Source organism: Herbiconiux daphne (assembly GCF_024979295.1).
Lineage (GTDB): Bacteria > Actinomycetota > Actinomycetes > Actinomycetales > Microbacteriaceae > Herbiconiux > Herbiconiux daphnes.
Genome location: NZ_JANLCJ010000008.1, coordinates 1 through 15,435, shown reverse-complemented (window position 1 = coordinate 15,435; position 15,435 = coordinate 1). Strand labels below are relative to the sequence as shown.

The 15,435-nt window shown below is 63.8% G+C and carries 15 protein-coding genes; 4 read left to right on the top strand and 11 right to left on the bottom strand.

What is annotated here, in order from left to right:
- Positions 1 to 7 precede the first annotated feature (7 nt).
- Together N1032_RS18140 and N1032_RS18135 are read right to left on the bottom strand one after the other, a co-directional pair.
- Positions 8 to 1,450 (bottom strand): AAA family ATPase, encoded by a 1,443-nt coding sequence (locus tag N1032_RS18140; protein ID WP_259540611.1) that lies wholly within the window; start codon positions 1,448 to 1,450, stop codon positions 8 to 10.
- 152 nt (positions 1,451 to 1,602) lie between these two features.
- Positions 1,603 to 2,187 carry a recombinase family protein gene (locus tag N1032_RS18135; protein WP_259540958.1) on the bottom strand — a complete coding sequence of 195 codons (585 nt, stop codon included), beginning with the start codon at positions 2,185 to 2,187 and terminating at the stop codon, positions 1,603 to 1,605.
- Positions 2,188 to 2,485: 298 nt separating this feature from the next.
- Between N1032_RS18135 and N1032_RS18130 the strand changes: the two genes are divergently transcribed.
- Positions 2,486 to 2,845, top strand: coding sequence for a DUF427 domain-containing protein (locus tag N1032_RS18130; RefSeq protein WP_259540610.1), 360 nt, complete (start codon positions 2,486 to 2,488; stop codon positions 2,843 to 2,845).
- 68 nt (positions 2,846 to 2,913) lie between these two features.
- Here N1032_RS18130 and N1032_RS18125 read toward each other — a convergent pair whose 3' ends face one another.
- The 9 genes from N1032_RS18125 to N1032_RS18085 form a co-directional block, all read right to left on the bottom strand.
- Complete coding sequence (locus tag N1032_RS18125) at positions 2,914 to 3,987, bottom strand: LLM class flavin-dependent oxidoreductase (RefSeq protein WP_259540608.1); 1,074 nt, start codon at positions 3,985 to 3,987, stop codon at positions 2,914 to 2,916.
- Positions 3,984 to 5,324, bottom strand: a complete 1,341-nt coding sequence (locus N1032_RS18120; protein ID WP_259540607.1) for an NtaA/DmoA family FMN-dependent monooxygenase — start codon at positions 5,322 to 5,324, stop codon at positions 3,984 to 3,986. Before N1032_RS18120 ends, N1032_RS18125 begins: the two co-directional genes overlap by 4 nt.
- A complete protein-coding gene (locus N1032_RS18115; RefSeq protein ID WP_259540603.1) occupies positions 5,321 to 6,265 on the bottom strand; it encodes a DUF427 domain-containing protein in 945 nt (314 codons plus the stop codon). Before N1032_RS18115 ends, N1032_RS18120 begins: the two co-directional genes overlap by 4 nt.
- Positions 6,262 to 8,139: an ABC transporter ATP-binding protein gene (locus tag N1032_RS18110; RefSeq protein WP_259540602.1), complete on the bottom strand. Its 1,878-nt coding sequence runs from the start codon at positions 8,137 to 8,139 to the stop codon at positions 6,262 to 6,264. The genes N1032_RS18115 and N1032_RS18110 overlap by 4 nt, the downstream gene beginning before the upstream one ends.
- Entirely contained in the window at positions 8,136 to 9,026 is an 891-nt protein-coding gene (locus tag N1032_RS18105) for an ABC transporter permease (protein ID WP_259540601.1), read from the bottom strand. The genes N1032_RS18110 and N1032_RS18105 overlap by 4 nt, the downstream gene beginning before the upstream one ends.
- Positions 9,023 to 10,048, bottom strand: coding sequence for an ABC transporter permease (locus N1032_RS18100; protein WP_259540600.1), 1,026 nt, complete (start codon positions 10,046 to 10,048; stop codon positions 9,023 to 9,025). The genes N1032_RS18105 and N1032_RS18100 overlap by 4 nt, the downstream gene beginning before the upstream one ends.
- Positions 10,045 to 11,631: an ABC transporter substrate-binding protein gene (locus N1032_RS18095; protein WP_259540599.1), complete on the bottom strand. Its 1,587-nt coding sequence runs from the start codon at positions 11,629 to 11,631 to the stop codon at positions 10,045 to 10,047. The genes N1032_RS18100 and N1032_RS18095 overlap by 4 nt, the downstream gene beginning before the upstream one ends.
- 156 nt (positions 11,632 to 11,787) lie before the next feature.
- Complete coding sequence (locus tag N1032_RS18090; protein WP_259540598.1) at positions 11,788 to 12,876, bottom strand: LLM class flavin-dependent oxidoreductase; 1,089 nt, start codon at positions 12,874 to 12,876, stop codon at positions 11,788 to 11,790.
- A gap of 139 nt (positions 12,877 to 13,015) precedes the next feature.
- Positions 13,016 to 13,480 carry an Lrp/AsnC family transcriptional regulator gene (locus N1032_RS18085; protein ID WP_259540597.1) on the bottom strand — a complete coding sequence of 155 codons (465 nt, stop codon included), beginning with the start codon at positions 13,478 to 13,480 and terminating at the stop codon, positions 13,016 to 13,018.
- 111 nt (positions 13,481 to 13,591) lie between these two features.
- Here N1032_RS18085 and N1032_RS18080 point away from each other — a divergent pair, with 111 nt between their 5' ends.
- The 3 genes from N1032_RS18080 to N1032_RS18070 form a co-directional block, all read left to right on the top strand.
- Positions 13,592 to 14,461, top strand: coding sequence for a PhzF family phenazine biosynthesis protein (locus N1032_RS18080; RefSeq protein ID WP_259540596.1), 870 nt, complete (start codon positions 13,592 to 13,594; stop codon positions 14,459 to 14,461).
- On the top strand, positions 14,458 to 14,901 hold the full coding sequence (locus tag N1032_RS18075; protein ID WP_259540595.1) for a nucleoside deaminase: 444 nt from the start codon (positions 14,458 to 14,460) through the stop codon (positions 14,899 to 14,901). Before N1032_RS18080 ends, N1032_RS18075 begins: the two co-directional genes overlap by 4 nt.
- Positions 14,902 to 15,138: 237 nt before the next feature.
- On the top strand, positions 15,139 to 15,435 hold a 297-nt coding region (locus N1032_RS18070), incomplete at its 3' end, for a beta-class carbonic anhydrase (protein WP_259540594.1).

Here is a 15,435-nt window from a genome sequence, read left to right as displayed (position 1 = left end):
AAGCTTCTTAAGCCACCGGGATGCGCCTGATGAGCACCTGGTCAGAGGGACCTTCAACCATGAGGTTGCAGTTGCCGATGAACGTGGTCTCAGCGACGAAGCTCCCGAAGGCCGACCGCAGTGGCTCGTAATGGTTGGCAGCGGTGCTGGTAACAACCCGGGTGCCTTCGTCGTATTCGCCCTTCTCTAGGACCCGGATGCGGTCAGCCTCGTTCTTATCAATGAGGAACGGCGAGTGCGTGACATACACGACCTGGATGGGACTGCGACCTGCGTCTTTGGGGTCAGCAAAGTCATCAAAGACTCGCAAGAGATCCTGCTGGCCGGAGGCAGAAAGAAATTGATCCGGCTCATCCATCAGAAGGATTTCGGGGCGCCCGTCAGATCTCACTTCGTGAGCGAGGTACTGGACAAAGTACGACAGAAAGTATTTCAGGCCAGCGCTGCGCTCATCAAACCCGTAAGTGCGACCAGTCCGGTCGTGAATCATGAAGACCAGGTCGAACTCAAATAACGAAACAAAGAGTTCAAATTGAGAGTCTTGGGACCACCAGTGGGGGAAGTCCAGAGCCTTCGCGAGTTCGCTGTTGATGGTGTCAACGATGCTGTTAGCGTAGCCATTCTTTTTCTTGACATGCTCCTGAAGCTCTCGGATTAGCTCGCGCTTAACGCCGGCAACTTTGAAGATCAGGTCGGCGGCAAGTTCGTACATGGCAATCTCCGTGCTGGTGGCCTCGCGGACAGGCCGAAACAGTTGAGAGATGGCGGCGGCATTCGCCGTGATGGTCTGATCGGACTGGAACCAGCCGTTGTTCTTCTGAAACCCCGCCCATAGTTCACGGAGGCGATCGCGGCCCAGCGGCGCGGTCTTCGCGACCGAGACGAGGTAGTCCAGAGGGACGCTTTCAGGGAGTGGTACTTCAGCATTGATCCGGAACGGAACGGGCATGCCCAGTTCCGAAAGCATCGATGGCTTCTGGACGTGCACCCCATCGGTCCACACGCCCTTTTGCCGAACGTACACGCGAAATATTGGCGTGTCGTTCATTCGAAAGAACGCGACCCGCTCGACATCGCGAAGGTCTCTGTGACCAGACATACTCTCAATGAGTTTCACGTCTGTGTCTAGGAGGTCGGCGAAGACCACCCCAAACTCCGGCAGCACGATGTGGTCGTGGATACCGAAGAATCGGGAGTAACGGCAGAAATCGCTGCGCTCAAATCCCTCTCCGGTCAGGGCTGCTTCAATGGCGCTGAGGACTTGAGATTTCCCTGACTCGTTCGCGCCGACGATAGTTGTGATGCCTGGGCGGAGCTTGATGCGGACGAACGGGTAGTCTCCTTCAGTCGTCGCATCCCATGGATCGGGCTCATAGTTCTCCCCTGACGCTCGGATGAAGTCGTAATTCAGTGAACGGTAGAAACGCGCGTAAACAGAGTGAAGCCTCATGTGGTGTCCTGTCCGTTAGTCCGTGTGAAGACTCTGCCAGACAGTTCCGACAGCCGAAAGCATAGCGACGCCTTATCTGGCGTACACCCCAAGTAGGCCACAAGCGCTCAGTTCATCGGCAAGGCGGCAGATATCAGATGGCGCGGCCAACTTCAGGCCTGGTCCAGCAGAGACATGCGCCTGTACAGCGTCGCGCGCGAGATCTTCAGATCCTTTGCCACCTGCGCGATCGGTTCGCCCTGCCCAACCAGCACGGCGGCACTCCGGATCTGAGAATCCGTGAACGTCTTCCGCCGTCCGCCCAGATCCTTCCCCGCCGCTCGCCGCTTCGAGACCGAGTCGCCGACGCGTTCGCGTTTGATGTCGAACTCCATCTGCGCGAGCGCGGCCATCACAGTGAACACCATCGCTCCCATTGGGGTTCTCGTGTCCACGTCACCGCCACCAAGATTCAGCACCCGAAGCCCGGCGCCCTTCCCTCGGAGCTGCTCCGCGAACGCGAGCATGTTCTGCGTCGACCGCGCCAATCGGTCCAACGTCGTGATCACCAACGTGTCACCGGCCTCGAGCGCGTCGATCGCGAGGTCGAACTCCGGACTTGACGCTCTGGCTCCCGAGACGGCCTTATCTATATAGAGGTCGTCCCAACGAGCGCGGGCCTCAATCAAGTCTGCGGCCTGCCGGTTGGTACTCTGCTGCTTGGTCGACACCCGGGCGTATCCGATCAGCTTGCCGATGCACTCAATCCGTCTCACAACTCAGTTCGGTTTCACGAATCTAAGCACCCGCTTGAGACACATAGATGTGAGAATCGCCGACCCAGCAAACCCGGGAGGCCATCTCTGCAATTTCGTGAGCGATGAGACATCTCCTATCCCTAGGAGAGCGAGACAGCAGTTCCAGTTGATGCCCCACGCCACTTGACCATGACGAAAAGTGTCCTACGCAGGATCTGTTGCAAGCCAGCACGAGCATAATTTTTGGAGCGGCCATGAACGCGCCGTTTTTCAACTCGACATCATTTGAGAGGCCATCATGAGCCACGATCACAGTGGGCCGAACCCTATTACCTTCGCTACTGCACCCGCGGAGGTCCGCGTCAGCCGTGAGGGAACGCAGCTCGCATATTCCACCCGAGCGTTGGTGTTGCACGAGCCTGGCGCGATCGACCGCTATTACCTGCCGCGAGACGATGTCGACTTCACCACTCTCGAAACAATCGACCTGTCGAGCACGTGCCCGATCAAGGGGATCGCTTCAGACTATTGGAGCGCGGCAGGTGACCCGGCGGCGGATCCGATCGCTTGGTCTTATCCGGATCCGATTGAGCACGTCGAGAAGATTCGTGGCTACATCGCTTTCTACAACGAAAAAGTAGACGTCAGCGTCGTTTAGGACGCTTCGCGGGCCGGCTTATGTCGACCCGCGCACGTCGATCCGGGGAAGATCCGGATCGAGAAGTGTCACGACCCGTATCGGCTGGGTTGCCGGTGGAGTCCAAGCAGTTCGGTAAAGGTTGAGTGGCTGCTAAACGAGAGGTCCGCTTCTCGTACGTTCGGGGTGGGGGCAGTGTTGGTCGATGCTTCGCCGAGAAGGCGGAGGTCGACGTCTGCTGTTGCGGGGCGCAGGACGATACCGTTTGCTCCGATCAGAGCGGTCAGGTCACGCAGCAGGTCGGCGAGTTTCGCGAGAGGGCCTGCGACGGGGATGGCCGGTCTGATGCCCGACGAAACGGTCGCCAGTAGGCTGTCCCGAGACGTGCCTGCCTCGTCGAGTGCGACCACCGTGTCGACCCAGATCTCCGGTGTCGGGGTTCCGTTCTCGTCAGAGATCCGGCGTACTTCGTCTGCGATTGAGATGGCATCGGCTGCCGTCGATGACTGGATGCGTACGACGGCAGGCTGTGCCTCGAACTTCAACTGCTCGATCGAGCGTACGACGAGTACGAGTGGTAGTTGACCCTGCGGGGGGCGCGATACGGTGAGCGGCCCTGCGATCGAGAAGTTTTGTCCGGTGAAGTCGACTCGATGCAGCCTCGTCCGATCGAGGAAGCGGTGGGTCTCATGGTCTCTGATTTCGGCGCCATCCTCCCAGCTGTCCCAGAGTCGACGAACGACTTCGATGACGTCCAGCGCATCTGCGGCGTTGCCATCCTGGGGTGAGGCTGCGGTGACTTGCCAGCCTGTTCGACCCTGACCGATGTGGTCGAGGGTGGCAAGCCGTTTTGCGACGTGGAACGGTTCGCGGCCGGCGAGGTCGATTTCGGGGATGACGACAGGCGCGCTCGGGGATGCGAGGGCTAGGGACGCGAGGAGCACCGGGTCGAGCGCTCCTAGTGGCCCGGCAGGTTCGTCGAGGCGGGCGTCTTCGGCGATTAGGACCGCGTCGGCGCCGGCGGCGACAGCCCAGTCGAGCCTCTGTCGCAGGGTTGCTGCGGAGAACGCGGCGCGCGGGTGCGGGGCCCACCGCCAGGCTTCGGCGCTTGCGCCCAGCCCGCCGATCTCGACGGCGAGTAGGGGCTGGGTTCGATCGGTCATCGCAGAGCCTCTTCGCGGGCGGAGCTCAGCCCGAAGTGGCCTCGCAGAGTGGTGGTTTCGTAGTCGGTGCGGAAAGCGCCACGATCGACCAGCTCGGGTATCACCAGGTCGTAGACCTCGTCCAGGCCCGTCGTGAGCTCGCTGGGGGCGAGGATGAACCCGTCGACCAGGTGGGTCTCGACGCGTGCGATCATCTCCTCGGCCACGCCGGTCGCGGTGTCGGCGAGTACCGATCCGCCGTGCACGTGGGCGAGGAGCCGGCGCGCGCTGCGGTAACCGTGCTCGGCCGAGATCCGGCGCCAGCGGTCGGCGGTCTGCTGCGGAGTAGTGGCTTCGCTGTAGAACTTCCCACCGGTTCCAGGATCGGGATCAAAGGGCGGGAGAGGCCCGTCGGGATCGAGGTTGGAGAGGTCGACCCCCCAGACCGCGCTGAGTTCGCGGCGGATGACCTCGTCGGAAAGCTGCACCGAGATCAGCTCGTGGGCTCGCTCGATGGCTTCGGCCTTCGTCGCGCCCACGACGACTTTCAGTGCGGGAAGAATTTTGAGGTCACTTTCCGGTCGACCGAATTGTGCCAGTCGCGACTTCGTGTCGCGGTAGAACTCTGCCGCGGAAGGGCCGGAGACGTGGTGCGAGAACACCGCGTCGGCCCACTGGGCGGCGAAGTCGCGACCGTCGGGTGAGTCTCCGGCCTGGAAAAGCACCGGAGGCTGCCCGGTCACGGAAGGCACAGGGAAGGTGCCGGCGTGACAGATGTACGCGCCCCGCACGTCGAGGTGGCGCCGGGCGGTCGCCGACTCGGTGAGCGGCCGGTCGGTGGCGGTGTCGGCAATGATGTCGTCGAGTTGCCAGGACGTGGTGGCCTGCCGGAGGAGCGCCACATATTCGGCGGCGCGGCCATAGCGTTCGTCGTAGGCGAGGTACCCGCCACGGCGGAAGTTCTCCCCGGTGAACGCATCGTTACTGGTGACGAGGTTCCAGGCCGCCCTTCCTTCGCTGAGCAGATCGATGGTGGCCAGTTCGCGGAGGAGGTCGCGGGGTTCGCTGTAGGTGGAGTTGAGGGTGGCGACGAGGCCGATGCGTTCGGTGGAGCCCAGCAGTGTGGCGAGCATGGTGAGAGCGTCGGCGCGGCCGGTGAGTTTGTCTTCGTCGATCAGACCGGCGGTCTCCAGGAGACGGAGCCCCTCGGGCATGAAGATGAAGTCGAGGTGCGCTTCTTCTGCTCGGCGTGCGACGTAACGGGCTGCGTCGATGTCGATGACGGAGCCTGGTGCGTCGTTCCAGCGTGTCCATCCGGGTTGTCCCGGGTAGAGGGCGCCGAGGATGACCCGGGTCACTTGGAACCTCCCTGGGCTAAGGCGGAGACGCGGCCGTCGCCGCCGGTGGTCTGTCCGATCAGGGTCTTCGATTCGTCATCCCATACCCCGGTGAATCGCCGCGTGTCCAGCGGCGGTCGCGGGATGCCGTCGATCTCGATCTGCACCCCGGCCTCTTCCCAGAAGGCGATGCGCCCGGCGATGCCGACGGCGGCACTGAAGGGCAGATCGTACGACCACGCCGCATCTGTACGCCGCGCATCCGGTGTGACGACGTTCCAGTAGCGGGAACGGCCTTTGTACGGGCACTGTCCCTTCGATGATGAGCGTTCGAGATAGCGGGTGTCGACGTCGATGCGGGGCAGGTAGAAGCGGGTGGGTAGTCCTGTTTCGTAGAGCAGCACTGCTGATCGTGACTCGGCGATTACTGTGCCGTCAACGAGCACGCGTACGTGTCGTGAGCTTGCTCGGGTATCGACGGTATGGAAGGGGCTGCGGGCGCCGATCACGAGCTCGTCCTCTTCGAAGGCCGCGTCGAAACGGTGGACGTCGACGCCCACCAGGTCGTTAAGCGTTGGGGTGCCGGGGGCTTCCTCCCACACCCAGGCGGCCCTGTCGAGCCGTTTGTCGCCTGCACTGACGCTGAGGTAGCGCCCTCTGCCTACTCGTTCGTCGACGCGGCCCTCGTCGCTGGGTTTGAGGGCGCCGTCGATGAAGGCCGAGCGTGGGAGGTAGTAGTAGGTGCTTGCGAAGTAGTGCTCGTTGCGGGCAACGGCCTCGGCCAGCGCGGCGCGGTCTCGCCGCTCCAGCCACAGCACCGCTTCTTCGGTGTCGGCCACGATGCGCCCTGCCAACTCGAGGCGCAGACGGCGCCGCAGCGGGTAGAGCACGAATGAGTCACCGCGGGTTCGTGTGGTGAGTGGGCTGTCTTCGATGAGGGTCGGTGATGACGGTCGGTTCACGATCGGGTCCTCTCGCTGAGCGCCTCGGCAGGCGGCTGAGATGGGTGCGGGGATGAGTCGGGGCGGACCGCATCGGGTTCCGCAGTGTCTGCGGCGCGGTGGCGGTCGCCGCGGCCGTCAGGGTCGGTGCGTGATTCGGCGTACCGCAGTACCCAGTGGTCGGGGGCTTCCTCGACCCAGTCACCTTCGCCGCTGGCGTGGCGTTCCCGCCAGGGCTCCCGCCCCGGTGGGAGGGCCGGCGGGCCGTTGATGGTGTCGATCACGGAGGCTGCCTCTAGGAGGGCGCGAGTGTAGGGATGCAGTGGCCTGGCGATGAGGTCGGCCGCTGGCCCGCATTCCACGAGCCGGCCGGCGAACATCACCGCGATCCGGTCGCTGATGTAGTTCACGACTCGCAGGTCGTGCGAGATGAACAGCACCGACATGGCCCTGGTGGACTGAATGCGGTCCAGCAGGGCGAGGACGCCGGCCTGCACCGAGACATCGAGGGCAGACACTGCTTCGTCGCAGATGAGCAGGGAGGGTTCGCTGACCAGCGCTCGGGCGATCGCCACCCGCTGCTTCTGGCCGCCCGAGAGGCGAACGGGGTAGTCCTCGAGCACGCCGGTGTCGAGTCCGACCTCGGCGAGGGCGCGTTCCGGGGTGGTTGTCGAGCGCAGCTGGCGGATGGCGCGGGTGAGGATGCGGCGGATGCGGTGGCTGGGGTTGAGGGTCGAGTCAGGGTTCTGGAACACCATCTGCACTGACCGTATAGTGGCCGCCGAACGCTGGCGCAGCGGCCAGCGGACTGGTGTCCCGTGTAGGGTGAGTTTCCCCGTATCAGCGGGGGTGATGCCCGCGATCAGGCCGGCGAGGGTCGACTTGCCGCTTCCCGATTCCCCCACCAGACCGAGTGTTTCGCCGACTCGTATCTCGAGCTGCACGTCGTGAAGAACGGGGCGTCCGCGATACGCTTTGCCCCCGCCCGAAACGGTGACAAGCGGTGACGCTGCTGGTGTTCTAGGCGGGTTGGGTGCGGGCGTCGCGGAAGGCTCAGTGGTTCCGCCCGAGATGCCCGGATCGTCGATGGGCCGTAGTGGGTTGTGCCGCCGATGGTGCGTGAGCGTGGGTGCGCAGGCAAGCAGTTGTGCCGTGTAGGGGTGGCTGGGCTTTACCAGTACCCTCTCGGTGGGCCCGACCTCCACGAAGGATCCGTCGCGAAGGACGCCGATGCGTTCGGTGAGCGCCCGCACGACGCCGAAGTCGTGGCTGACGACAAGCAGGGCAAAACCGCGTTCGCGCCGCAGCTCGTTGACCAGCCCGATGACGTCGCGTTCGACCAGGGCGTCGAGCCCGGTGGTTGCTTCGTCGAGGATGAGGAGCTCCGGTTCGCGCACCAGTGCCATCGCGAGAAGCACTCTCTGTTGCTGGCCACCGGAGAGTTCGTGTGGGTAGCGCCGACCGAACTCGGAGTCGGAGGGCAGCCGTAGTCGCTCGAGCATTGCGGCCACTCGGCGCGCAGCCTCGTCAGGTGTGACATCGGCCCTCCCCCGGAAGACCTCGAGCAACTGGGAGCGGATAATCATGCTGGGGTTGAGGGATGCCGCCGGGTCTTGGGCAACTACTGCGACGTGGCGTGCGCGGAGTCGCCGAAGATCCGAGTCGTCGAGCTCCGCCACTGGCCGGCCGGCCACTCGCACCGTGCCTCCGACCAGTCGTCCCGACACAGGTAGGGCGTGTACGACGGCCGAGACCACGGTGGACTTGCCGCTGCCCGACTCACCGACGATGCCGAACGCCTCGCCTGTGCCCAGTTCGAGGTCGAGCCCACGGATGATGCGGCGATCCCCAAAGTCGATCGACAGCGAGGTCAATTCGAGAGCGAAGTTACTCATCGGGACCGCCACTTCTTCGCCAACGCGTCGCCCACGAGGCCAGCGCCTACAACGAGGCTCGCGAGGGCAAGCGCCGGGCCGAGGACCGTGAACGGTTGCACCTGCAGGTAGATGCGTTCCGTGTTGATGGTGAGCCCCCAGTCCGAGGAAGGCGGCTGCCACGAAAGCCCGAGGAAGGCCAACGAGGTGCTCGCCAGGGTGTTCCAACCGAAGCGCACCACGGCCTCGACCGCGATCACGGGGAGCAGGTTCGGGAGGAGCTCGCCGACGATGACGGCCGCGGCGTTCTCGCCGCGCATCCGGGCCGCGGTCACGAACGAGCGGTTGCGTAGCCGGAAGGTGAGGTTGCGCGCTTGCCGGGCGAAGGTAGGCACCCCCGCAAGGCCTATGACCACGATGAGGGTCGGTGTCGAGACACCAAGGACTCGCACGACGATGACCAACAGGATGAGAGTGGGCAGCACGATCACGACGTCCATCGACCGCATCAGCACTGAGTCGGCCCGCCCGCCGAAGTAGCCGGCGCTCATGCCGATCGCCAGCCCGACCACGAGCTGCAGAAGCGTCGCCGCGGGGGCAACCAGGAACACGGTGGTTGCCCCAGCCAGAACGCGCGAGAACACGTCACGTCCCAGATCATCGGTTCCGAGTAGGTGTCCGTCGCCCGGCCCCGCGACTGCGGGCCCGACGTTGGTCGCATCAGGGTCGAAAGGCACCACAAGCGGCCACAACACGGCTGAGAGCAGCCACACCGTCATCAGAGCCGCGCCGATCCAGAGCTGCCACGACGGAGACCGCCTCCCACTCCCTGCTCTAGGCGTGCGGGCGGCCGGCTCGGGGACGACCGGCAGAAGGCCGTCGGCAGCTATGTCGCGCGCGAGGCTCATCGGGCACCCGCTCGGGCACGCGGGTCGAGCACGAGCAGCATGATGTCGCCCAGGATGATCGCCGCGAGCGTGAGCGCTCCGGCCACCATCGCTGCGGCCAGCAGCACGGGGGTGTCATGCGAGACCGTCGAGTCGACGATGAGTTTGCCGAGGCCCGAGTAGGAGAACAGCTGCTCCACAATCACCAGGCCCCCGAGGATGGTGCCGACATGCAGGAGAGTCACCGACACGCTCGACGGCACGGCGTTGCGAACAATGTGCGCCCCGATCACGCGAGAGCGAGAAAGGCCCTTCAGGGTGGCTGTGCGCACGTAGGCGGCGTCGGCCACCTCAAGAGTTCCCGCACGGATCAGCCGCGCAAGGTACCCGAAGGAGGCGAGTACCACCGGAATCGCGGGCAAGATGAGGACCCGAACTGTGGCGAAGAAGTCCCCGTCGGCCGGCGGTGCCGATGAGACGGGGAACCATTTCAGCTGAACGCTGAAGAGCATCAGCAGCAGTACGCCGGTCACGAACTCGGGCACCACCAGTAGGGCGGAACCGAGCACCGACACCACACGATCGATGACCCCACCGGGCCGGAGTCCGGAGATGATGCCGAGTCCGAACGAGAGTGGGATCAGCATGACGAGAACGACCGTGCCGAGCATCAGCGAGTTCACCAGTCGGCCGATCACTAGGCCACTGACCGGCTCGTCGCGCATCCACGACACTCCCCAGTCGCCGCGCACGAAGCCGCCGACCCAGTCGAGGTACTGCTGCCAGAGCGGCCGGTCGAGACCGAGCTGCGCAGCCAGCGCCTGGTACTGCTCAGGCAGGGCCTGCGACCCCAACCGGGATACGAGGATATCGCCCGGCAGAAGGCTGACCAGGCCGAAGACGAGTATCGACACGACCACGAGCGCCCCCGCGGCCATGACCGCCCGAGTCGCGAGGTAGCCGAAGGGCGCCCTGGCGCGGGAGAGTGCGGTGGTGACCCGGGCACTCCCCCGCGACTGGTAGGTGATCGTGGTGGGGGTCATCCCGCGATCCGCACCCCTGCAAGGTTGAGGGTGGAGGCGACGGGTCCGGCCGGGAACCCGGTGACGTCGGTCGATACGGCTCGGTAGCCCGGCGAGAAGTAGGCGATGATTGCCGGAACATCAGTGCTTTCGATCGTGGCGATCTGCACGGAAAGATCGGACCGGGCCGCCTCGTCTCCTTCGGCGTCGTACTGAGCGACCAGCTGGTCGAGTTCAGGGTTGGCGTAGTGGGATTCGTTGAAAGCAGCGTCACTCACGTAGGCCGAGCGCAGCAGGGCGCTGGGGTCGGTGCGGGTGGCCCAGGGTGTGATCGCAAATGCGGCGGAGAGCCACGGTGCGTTTACTTCGTCAAGGCTGCCGTAGTAGTCACCCTCTGGAAGGGAGTCGATTGTGACGTTCACGCCTGCCTCTTTCAGCTGCGACTGCACAAGCTGGGCCAGTGCGGTGACGGCGGCGGTGTCGGGGATGGTGAGGGTCACGTCAAGGCCGTCGGCGTGGCCCGCCTCGGCCAACAGGTCCTTCGCGGCCTGAACGTCGTGCTCACGCTGGGGCACCGCCGCGGTCACAGCCTCAGCCTCGGGGAAGACGGGTGCCCATGCGTTGTCGTTCGCCACATCCGCGTCACCATCGAAAAGCGTGTCGACAAGAGCCTGACGGTCGATTGCGTCAGCGAACGCCTGCCGCACTCGGACGTCGTCGAAGGGGGCCGAGTCGACGTTGAAGCGGATCGCATTGTGCGCGCTCGAGGGGGTGGAGAGCACGGTGATCGCGTCGTTGCCCTTCAGAGCCGGCACCGAAGCAGCTGACAGATTGGGAGCGAAGTCGATCTCACCGGCCTGGAGGGCCAGGGCAATGGCTTGGTCGTCGTCGTAGAACCGCAGATCGAGCTCGTCGACGTGAATGTCCTCCGCGTCCCAGTAGTCGGAGTTCTTCGTGAACACCACTCCGCTGTCCGGTGAGTATGACGTCAGCAGAAACTGGCCCGTTCCGCCCGCTTTGCCATCGACGTAATCTCCGGGCTGAATCGAGTCGGGGAGCCAGTTGAGCTCAATGCCCGCCAGCGAGTAGGCGAAGTTGCTGTAGGGAGTGTCGAGGGTGAACTGCACGGTCTGGTCATCGATAGCGGTTGTCCCGCCAGGCGACAGCAGTCCGCGAAGTCCCGAGACGCCCGCGGCGGGGGCGACCGGGTCGAGAGCCTTATCGAGGATCTCGACCACGAGGGCCGCGTCGAACGGCGTTCCGTCGAGGTATTTCTGCTCGCGCAGGTGAATGGTCCAGACGCTCGCGTCGTCCGACGAAGACCAGTCCGTGGCCGCATCCGGAATAAGTGTGCCGTCGGCGTCGATGTCAATCAGGTCCGAGAGCACCGGATTCGTGAGGTAGGCACTGCTCTGGGTGAATTCGGTCAGCGGATCGGCTCCGTTCGCTGGCCTGGTGATACCGCCGATAATGGTTCCACCCTCGGCGGCCGCGGTGGAGTCCCCACCCGCGGCTGTGCTCGTGCAGCCCGCGACCGTGGCCAGTAAGGCGAGGCCGGTGACGGCACTGACAATCCGGCCGAGTGGCACACGTGGCGTGTTCATGGGGGGTCCTTCCGAGTGGGGTCGCCAGCTATTGTCGATGACAATGCAGCACTGCTCGCATCTCGGTCGACACACCCTGTCATAAAGCGAGAATGAGCCCTGAGACGGGGACGATCCGAGCTTGTTCCGCTCTATTTCGTCGACGGTTGTCGGAGTTCAGATGCGCGTTTTCGGCATGCGCAAGTCATGTAGTCGGGGAATGAGTTCCCTTCCCCACTCGGCGAATTCCTTTAGAGGATCACCGAATCCTCGGATTATGAAGTCAGTGACCCCTATTTCGACGTAGCGTCTCAGGAGGTCGGCTACTTGCTCTGCGGTACCTACCGGCGCTGCGGTGTCATATTTGGCGCCCGCCAGTTGAGTGATACCGAGCCAAAGTCTTTCGTCATGTACCGTCCGTTCTGCAGCAGCGCGCCAGAGATCCTCGTGGCCGGCAATGGAGGCCGCTGACACCGCGCGCTGAGCGCTGCCCAGGCGTCGACGAGCCGTTTCGAGGTACCTCTCAGCGGTCGCCCACGCCTCAACTTCAGTTCGGCCGATGATCGGGCGAAACGACGCAGATATCCGCACCGAACGTCCCGCCTCAGCGGCCTGCCTACGAATCTCCGCGACCCGGGGTGCGAACGACGATAACGGTGTGCCCCAGGAAGCGTGCACGTCGGCGAAACGACTTCCAACGTCGATCGCTTTCGGAGAGTGCCCACCGAAATAGATCTCGACCGGACTCGCCGGCTTCGTGGTGATATCGCTGACTCCCTGTTCGACCTGGTAATGCCCGCCTGAGAAATCGAAAGGCTCACTACTGGTGAGCGCCTTGCGAAAAACCTGCAAGAACTCCGCGGCTCGGTCATACCGGCCCCTCTTAGTTAGGTCGTCACCCTCTCGACGAGCATCCGCATCCGAAGCGCCACTAACAACATTCACGGCCACTCGCCCGCCCGGCCAGAGCGCGTCCAAGGTGGCAAAGCGCCTGGCAGCGCTAGTGGGAGGCTCCCGGTTGGGCCGAAATGCAGCCAACACGCCAAGCCGCTCAGTCTCTGAAAGCACGAGCGCGGACAACACGGTTGAGTCAGGCGACGAAACCCCCACCGCTATCAAAGTCTTGTCGAAGCCCGCAGCATCCTGCGTCCTCGCGCTTCCAACGACAAACGACCGGTCGAGCACGAGCGCGGTGTCGCCCTCATACACCTCAGACCCCGGTACCGGATCGGTTGCGCCAATCACCGTCACCCGCTCGTTGGTCAAGGCCGTCTCCATTCGGAACAATGCGGGCATAAGCGCACACCGGGTATCTGCCGAAGTCCTTGCTATCAGGCGGGAGTCACCCTTAAGCCCTTCCGGCGTCACAATCCGCAAACAGGCCCGGCCAGAAGGCTGAGTTGCCTCAAATCTGCTCTCGCGGAGCAAAGGGGGTTGGTCGGTCGGTGACGACTCCGTAAACGAGGTCTGTTGTGATTGATCCAATTCGAGCAAACCTGGAGGTGATGCGTTCCAGGTCGCTCATGTCGGTGGCGAGGACCTCGATGCTGTAACAGGACTCGCCGGTGATGCGGAGGCAGCGGACGACTTGGGGTTCTTCTTTGATGACGTCGTTGACTTGGTCAAAGAGTGATCCGTGGACTTTCATTCGTACTACGGCATGCAGTGCGAAGCCGGCCGCGGCGGGCGGCACGGTCGCGGTGTAGCCGGTAATGACGGAGCGTTCTTCCAGCCGGAGCACACGGCTGCGAGTGGCGGATGTTCCCAAGTGAACGATCCGCGCAAGCTCGGTGAGAGGTGTCCGAGCATCTGCCTGCAGCGCTGTGATGAGGGCGACGTCCGTGGCGTCGACGGCTATCTGATCAGTCATCTGCCGATTCTGTCGCAGATCGCACGCCAGAACGCGCGTCATACCGCCGAAATGCACTTCGAATGGTTCGGGGGCTCGCTTAGCGTGGTGTGAAGACCGAAGTGAGGACGGATGCCTAGTACACGTTTTTTCTGGGTGGATGTTTTCGCTCAGTCCCCGCTGACAGGAAATCCGCTCGCCTTGATACCGGACGCCGACGGTCTGACCGTCGAGCAGATGGTCGCCATCGCCCGGGAGTTCAATCAATCCGAGACGACGTTCCTCGTCACACCGACCTCGGACGCGGCGGACTACCGGCTGCGTTCCTTCACCCCAGACGGCTCGGAGGTGCTTGGGGCTGGACACAACGCGATGGGGGCGTGGATCTGGCTGAGCAGCAGCGGCCGTCTGCCTCCACAGCGCACCGCTTTCATCCAGCAGATCGGTTCGGATCTTCTCCCCGTTCGAATCGATGCCGGAACCGTGACGATGCAGCAATCGCCGCCGCGGTTTCTCCGCCGAGTCCTTGAACGTGAGCCGTTGGCTACGGCCCTCGGCCTCGCGCTCACCGATCTGGATAGCGCCCTCAGCACGGAGGTCGTGTCCACCGGGGCAGAGCACCTGATGGTGGCTCTGTCGTCCCGGGGTGCTGTCGACCGAGTCGTTCCCGAGTCGGCTGCCTTGAAGCAGCTGTTGGCAGACAGCGGCGCCGAGGGGTGCTACGTCTACTCCATCGAACCCGGAGCGGATGGCGCTGATGCCTACACACGGTTCTTCAACCCGACGGTCGGGATCGCGGAAGATCCCGCCACCGGGACGGCTGCCGGCCCCTTGACCGCCGTTCTCGTCCGGGACGGTCATGCCGGGGAGGGCCAGCCGGTGCGCATCCTTCAGGGCAACTCACTTGGCCGACCCAGCATCCTCACTGTCCTCGTCGACGGCGACCGGGTCGAGCTCTCCGGGTCAGGACTCATCGTCGCAGAAGGGACACTGCACCTGTGACCCTCGACACCACCCAGACCGGGCTGCTCCGCCGGGCCCTCGACCTCGCCGTTGCAGCCCGCACCGCCGGTAATCCACCATTCGGATCGCTTCTCGCCGACGTTAACGGCACAGTGCTCGCCGAGGACACCAACACGACTATCTCCGAGAACGACATCACCGCCCATCCCGAACTCAAACTCGCCCGGTGGGCAGCACGAAACCTCGCCCCAGACCAGCTCGCCAACGTGACAATGTTTACCAGCTGCGAACCATGCCCGATGTGTGCCAACGCCATCGGCCGCGCCGCCATCCCTCGAGTGGTCTTCGCACTATCCAACCTCCAACTAGCGGCCGCAAAACCCGCGCGCACGCCTCCGCCCGCACAAGCCTTCCTGAGCGAGGGCCCCTACTTGGGACACGAGAGCGCACGACCCCTGGCCGGCTACTACGACACCTGATCGGATTTACCGAACCAAACGATCATGGAGAACCAGCTCACGGGAGCACTATCAGAGCCCATCAGGTCGCAAAGCCCACGGGCTGTAACTGCGGAATTAGGTTGCAGACACCACTTTGGATTGGTGGCATCGCTGGTGGCCGTCTTTGTTTGACCTGCTCCCGCCAAACGCTGTGCCGGAGCGTATCGTCCCGACTGAGCGCCAATCCTTCGGCGCCACGACGGAAGCACGACCATCATGACTGTCACCGACGAACTCCTCACCAACAACGCCGCCTACGCCGCCCAGTTCGACGGGCCACTCCCCCTCCCACCGTCAAAGCACATCGCCATCGTGGCATGCATGGACGCCCGCATCGACGTCTACCGCGCCCTCGGCTTGAACGAAGGCGAAACGCACGTCATCCGCAACGCAGGAGGCGTGATCACCGAAGACGAGATCCGCTCCCTTGCCATCAGTCAACGACTGCTTGGCACCAAAGAGATCATCCTCATCCACCACACCGACTGCGGCATGCTCACCTTCACCGACGAC